Genomic DNA, 5,368 nt, shown 5'->3' on the forward strand with positions numbered 1-5,368 from the left:
CCGGGGTCGAAGCGGAGAGCGAACCGCCGGATCGTCATCCTTTCTGCCCTCTTCGGAGCGCTGCGCCCGACGGATCGAGTCCCCGCCTACCGGCTCCACCCCTGCGTGGAGCTGCCCGGGATCGGCGGCCTGACCGACGCATGGCGGCCGGTCCTGGCGCCCGTCCTCGAGCAGGAGGCGGGGGCCAGGCGCCTCATCGTCGACTGCCGGTCCAGCACCTACGCGGCGATGTGGAATCCCAGGGGCGAGCTCTCGGAGCGCCGGGTGCAGGTCACCGTCCCGGGTGCGTCACACATGGCCAAGCACACCCGCGGTCTCGTCGCCCGGCACCTGGTCCAGTCGGCGGCAAAGCCCCGTTACGCGGAGGACCTCGCCGAGATCCTCTCTGACGCGTTCAACGTGCGGATCACCGAGCCGGAGCGCCCGGGACGGCCGTGGCAGCTCGCGGTGGCTCCCCTACCTGGTTCGAGGTAGAAATCGGCTCCATGGGGCCGCCGGATACCTCCAACCGGAAGAGGGTGAGCGGGCGGGGTCCGTCAGCCGAGGGCGCGCTTCAGGTCGTCAACGAGGTCGCGGACGTCCTCGAGCCCGACGGAGATGCGCATGACCCCGTCGGTGATCCCCACGGCCGCCCGCGCCTCAGGAGAAAGCCGCCGGTGCGTCGTCGTCGCGGGGTGCGTGACGAGCGACTTCGCGTCGCCGAGGTTGTTCGAGATGTCAATGATCTCGAGGGCGTTCATGACGGCGAACGCCTCCGCCTTGCCTCCATCGAGCTCGAAGGTGACCACGGTCCCCCCACCGAGCATCTGGCGGCGGGCCAGCTCGTGCTGCGGATGCGACTCGAGGAACGGGTGCACGACCCGCGTCACCCGAGCATGCCCTTCCAGGAACCGCGCCACCTCGAGACAGCTCGCCGCCATGCGCTCGACTCGCAGCGACATCGTCTCGAGACCCTTGACGAGGACCCAGGCGTTGAAGGGTGACATCGCGGGCCCGGTGTGGCGCATGAGGTTCTGCACCGGCCCGTCGATGAACTCGCGCGCCCCGAGCACCGCACCACCGAGCACCCGTCCCTGCCCGTCGATGTGCTTCGTCGCGGAGTAGACGACGATGTCGGCGCCGTGCTCGAGCGGACGGGAGAACACCGGCGTCCCGAAGACGTTGTCGACGACGACCTTGGCCCCAGCCGCGTGTGCGAGGTCGCAGACAGCTTGGATGTCGACGAGCTCCTGCATCGGGTTGCTCGGCGTCTCGAAGAACACCGCCGTCGTGGGCTCGGACAGCGCCTCGCGCCACTGGTCGAGGTCCGGCCCGTCGACGAAGACCGTCTCGACCCCCCACCGCGGCAGGATCTCGTCGAGAATGACGAAGCACGACCCGAAGAGCGACCGCGACGAGACGACCCGGTCCCCGTTGCCGAGCAACGCCGCCAGTGCCACCCACACGGCTGCCATGCCGGACCCGGTCGCGAAGGCCGCCTCGGCCCCCTCGATCTGCGCGATGCGGTCCTCGAACATCCGGACCGTGGGGTTCCCGTAGCGGGAGTAGACGAACCGGTCCGACTCGCCCTTGAACGCCGCCTCGGCGGCTTCGGCCGACTCGTAGACGAACCCGGACGTCAGGTACAGCGCTTCGGACGTCTCATCGAAACCGCTGCGCGCCAAACCTCCCCGGACCGCGATGGTGTCGGGACGCCACTCGCCGCCCGCGCCGTTCACCCCTGCACCCACGGCAGTCCCGCGACCTTCCAACCGGCCACCGCGCGGTGGTGCTGGGCGTCGTGGGGCCCCTCGAAGCCCTCGCTGACGTTGTACGACTCCGTCCACCCGGCCGCAGTGGCCGCCTCGGCCGCGGCGATGGAGCGCACCCCGGACCGACACAGGAAGTACAGGGGCTGGTCCGTCTCGACCCCGGCCGCCGCCAGCTCGTCGACGAAGCGGTCGTTGATGCTGCCGTCCGGGTATCGCTGCCACTCGATGCGCACGACGTCCCGGCCCAGCGATCGCAGGTCGGGCAGCCCGACGTACGACCACTCCGCGTGGGTCCGCACGTCGACGAGCACGGCCCGCGGGTCTCCCTGCAGGACGATCCAAGCCTCGGTCGGGGTCACGTCACCGGCGTAGCTCATGCCTGCGAATATCGCACAATGCCCACTAGGCGAGATGGTCCGTCCGATTCGTGAAAGCAACCGACGCCGTGCCGTCCGCCCACACTTCCACCCCGCTCAGGCTGCCGGGTGCGGTCGCGAGGCTCCAGAAGCGCTCGGGGCCGAGCCCGAGGACCTCCGCCAGGACGGTGACGATGCCGCGTCGCGTGGTCACGATGACCACCGTCCCCCCACTCAACCGCAATCTGCCGTATGCCGCTGAGCTCGCCGCGTCCGCGGGCTCGCTCCCAGCCCTGCCGGGGTCCGCCGCCCAGTCCGCGGAGACCTCGACCTCGGTGCCGATGACCTCGGCAACGGCCCGCCCGGTCTGCTCGGCAAGCGGCTCGGGCGCGGTGATGACCCGGCTGCCCGTGCCGACGAGCGGCCGGACGGCCGCTGCGACTCGCTCGACCGCACGCTCTGTGGACGGCGCCTGGACGAGGAGCAGGCGTAGGTCCCGCCGGTCGGTCAGGTCGTCGGGAGCGTCCGGCGCATCGGCCGGCTCGGGTGCCTCACCCTGCACCCCGTGGACGCGGTGGATGGTCTTGCCGTCCATGGCGGCGTTCGACAGGGCATCGGCGGTCTGGTTCAGCTCCCGCGGAATCCACTCGAAATCAACGGTGCCGCCGTTGTCCCTGATCGCCCTGCACATGGCTTGGGCCTCGAGTGCGAGCGGCCGCATGTTCGGGTGCTTCACCTTGTTGACACCCGTCATCTGCTTCACGATGAGGTCCGAGTCCATGCGCACGCTGATGTCGGCGCCCGGGTCGATGTCGAACGCAGCCCTCAGGCCAGCCAGCAGGCCCCGATACTCCGCGACGTTGTTGGTCGTCGTGCCGAGTGGTTCTGCGAGCTCGACCAGCACCCTGCCCGACGGTGCTTCCCGCACCACCGCGCCGTAGCCTGCCACGCCCGGGTTACCGCGCGAGCCGCCGTCAGACTCGACGATGAGACCGCGGCGAGCGGCACGACTCACAGGCCTGACTCGCTCGTCCGGATCATGATCCGCCGGCACTCCTCGCACCGGACGACCTCGTCCTCGGCAGCGCGCCTGATCCGGTCGAAGTCGACGGTGTTCAGCTCGAGGCGACAACCGCCACACCGCCGTTGGCGCAGCTCCGCCGCTGCGATCCCGCCGCTCTGGGCCCGGATCTTCTCGTAGAGCTCGATCAGCTCCTCACCGACCCCGGCGACGATGTCCGCACGTCCGGATCCGACCTGCTCGGCCTCCGCCTCGAGGCCGGCGAGGACCGTGGCGTGTTCCTCCTCGAGACTCGCCAGCCGGTCTGCGACCTCGGTGCGCGAGGTCTCGAGCTCCGCCACCCGCTTCGTCAGGGTCTCCGCGCGCTCCATCACCTCGATCTCGATGTCCTCGAGCTCGGACTGGCGCCGGGCGAGGGAGACGAGCTCGTGCTGCGTGGCGGCGAGGTCCTTCGCGCTGCCCTGACCGGAGTCGAGCCTGGCCTGGTCGCGAGCGGCGCGGTCCCGGACGAGCTGGACGTCCTGCTCCGACTTGGTCAGCTCGCGCTGGACGTCGCCGACGGCGGTGCGGGCGTTGACGAGCTCGGTGTCGACCGCCGCCAACTCGCTCCGGGCCGCGGCGATCGCTGCGACCTGGGGCAGGTTCGCCCGGGCATGGGCGATCTGGTCGAGCCGCGTGTCGATCGCCTGCAGGTCGAGCAGACGCCACTGTCGGGACGGGTCGGCTTTCAGGACACACCTCCAGGGGAGTCCGCACCAAGACCTGCGGAGTTCGCTGCGACAACGAAGGTCCACGGCTCGGTGCGGATGGACGAGATTCTCGTCTCGACCCTAGCCGGTGCGGACGGATCCTCCTCCAGCTCCGCCAGAAGGCGACGCTCGGCGCTGGCCAGCCACAGCGACTCGGTCGCCCAGTGACCTGCGTCGATGAGGTAGGGCGTCCCTCCGCGTGCCTCCTCGCGGGCCTCGAGCACCGGGTGGTGACGCAGGTCGGCCGTGACGTAGACATCCGCGCCGCTGGCGCGCACGGCCTCGAACTGGTCATCCCCGGAACCGCCCATGACCGCCACCGACCGCACCATCCCCTCGGGGTCACCGCTCACCCGGATGCCGCCTGCGGTCGGCGGCAGGGCACCGGCGACGGCGTCTGCGAACTCAGCCAGCGACACAGGCGATGAGAGCTCGCCGACGCGCCCAGCGGCATACGGCCCGATGGTGGTCAGGGGACGCTGGGACGTGAGCCCGAGTGCGTCAGCCAGCACCGACGAGACCCCGGGGTCGGCGACGTCCGCATTGGTGTGGGCGACGTAGAGCGCGATGTCGGAGACGACGAGGTGCGTGACGGAGGCGCCCTTGGCGCTCGTCGTCGCAACGGAGTGGACGCCCCGCAGGAGCAGCGGATGGTGCGTGACGAGCAAGTTGGCATCCCAGTCGCGCGCCTCCTCGATGACGGCGAGCGTCGGGTCCAGCGCGAAGGCGATGCGACGCACCGGCTGGTCCAGGTCGCCGGTGACGAGGCCGACCTGGTCCCAGTCGGCCGCGCTGTCCGGCGGATAGAGGGTCTCCAGGGCGTCGACGACCTCGCGCAGCGTCACGTCACTCACGTGGGCCCGGCCGGTCTCGAACCGACGACACCCGCGGTGTAAACGCGGTGCTCTACCAACTGAGCTACAGGCCCTCAGGACGAGTTGCGCCACCACGGCGCTCCCTCATCCGGCGGCCCATTGTGTCAGGAGTTGGACACTGCGCCAGTCGCCCTCTGCTTGAACTGTCGCCGAAGCGCAACTCCGGGCATCTCCCCAAGGTGCCGGTCGAGGCGGCATGATGAGGCGCCATGAGCACCCGGCGCCGACGTCCTCGTTGGTCCGAGGTACGCCCCCTCGTCCGGATCGAGCCCCCGCGTCTTGGCTCGGAGCGTCGGGTTGCGGCGGCCGCGACGATCGCGGACCTCCGGAGGATCGCCAAGCGACGCACGCCGCGCTCCGTCTTCGACTACGTCGACGGGGCGGCGGAGCAGGAGATCAGCCTCCGCCGGGCGCGCGAGGCCTTCTCCCGCGTCGAGTTCCGGCCCCGTGTCCTGCGTGACGTGAGCGAGGTGGACGCGACGCGGGTCATCATCGGCAGCCAGAGCAGCCTGCCGCTCGTCCTCGCGCCCACGGGGTTCACCCGGATGATGCACCACGAGGGCGAGCGGGCCGTCGCCCGAGCCGCTGCCCGTGCCGGAATCCCCTATGCCCTGTC

Annotated in this window: 7 protein-coding genes and 1 tRNA gene; 2 read left to right on the forward strand and 6 right to left on the reverse strand. The window is 70.5% G+C overall.

Annotated elements, in window-relative coordinates:
• Window positions 1–474 (forward strand): peroxide stress protein YaaA (gene yaaA, locus VIR15_RS17570; RefSeq protein ID WP_331930107.1); only part of this gene is annotated, 474 nt, incomplete at its 5' end.
• A 62-nt stretch (window positions 475–536) separates the two neighbouring features.
• Here the strand turns inward: yaaA and VIR15_RS17575 are convergent.
• The 6 genes from VIR15_RS17575 to VIR15_RS17600 form a co-directional block, all read right to left on the reverse strand.
• Window positions 537–1,730, reverse strand: coding sequence for an O-succinylhomoserine sulfhydrylase (locus tag VIR15_RS17575; RefSeq protein ID WP_414654976.1), 1,194 nt, complete (start codon window positions 1,728–1,730; stop codon window positions 537–539).
• Window positions 1,715–2,128: a rhodanese-like domain-containing protein gene (locus VIR15_RS17580; protein WP_331930109.1), complete on the reverse strand. Its 414-nt coding sequence runs from the start codon at window positions 2,126–2,128 to the stop codon at window positions 1,715–1,717. The genes VIR15_RS17575 and VIR15_RS17580 overlap by 16 nt, the downstream gene beginning before the upstream one ends.
• A 25-nt stretch (window positions 2,129–2,153) precedes the next feature.
• Window positions 2,154–3,122 (reverse strand): reverse transcriptase-like protein, encoded by a 969-nt coding sequence (locus VIR15_RS17585; protein ID WP_331930111.1) that lies wholly within the window; start codon window positions 3,120–3,122, stop codon window positions 2,154–2,156.
• Window positions 3,119–3,922 (reverse strand): zinc ribbon domain-containing protein, encoded by an 804-nt coding sequence (locus VIR15_RS17590; RefSeq protein ID WP_331930113.1) that lies wholly within the window; start codon window positions 3,920–3,922, stop codon window positions 3,119–3,121. The genes VIR15_RS17585 and VIR15_RS17590 overlap by 4 nt, the downstream gene beginning before the upstream one ends.
• Window positions 3,856–4,722, reverse strand: coding sequence for a Nif3-like dinuclear metal center hexameric protein (locus VIR15_RS17595; protein WP_331930115.1), 867 nt, complete (start codon window positions 4,720–4,722; stop codon window positions 3,856–3,858). The genes VIR15_RS17590 and VIR15_RS17595 overlap by 67 nt, the downstream gene beginning before the upstream one ends.
• Window positions 4,723–4,732: 10 nt before the next feature.
• A tRNA-Val gene (locus VIR15_RS17600) sits at window positions 4,733–4,805 on the reverse strand.
• A gap of 156 nt (window positions 4,806–4,961) precedes the next feature.
• Here VIR15_RS17600 and VIR15_RS17605 point away from each other — a divergent pair.
• Window positions 4,962–5,368, forward strand: a 407-nt coding sequence (locus VIR15_RS17605; protein ID WP_331930117.1) for an alpha-hydroxy-acid oxidizing protein, incomplete at its 3' end; no start/stop codon positions are given.

Source organism: Intrasporangium sp., from assembly GCF_036566125.1.
Classification (GTDB): domain Bacteria; phylum Actinomycetota; class Actinomycetes; order Actinomycetales; family Dermatophilaceae; genus Intrasporangium.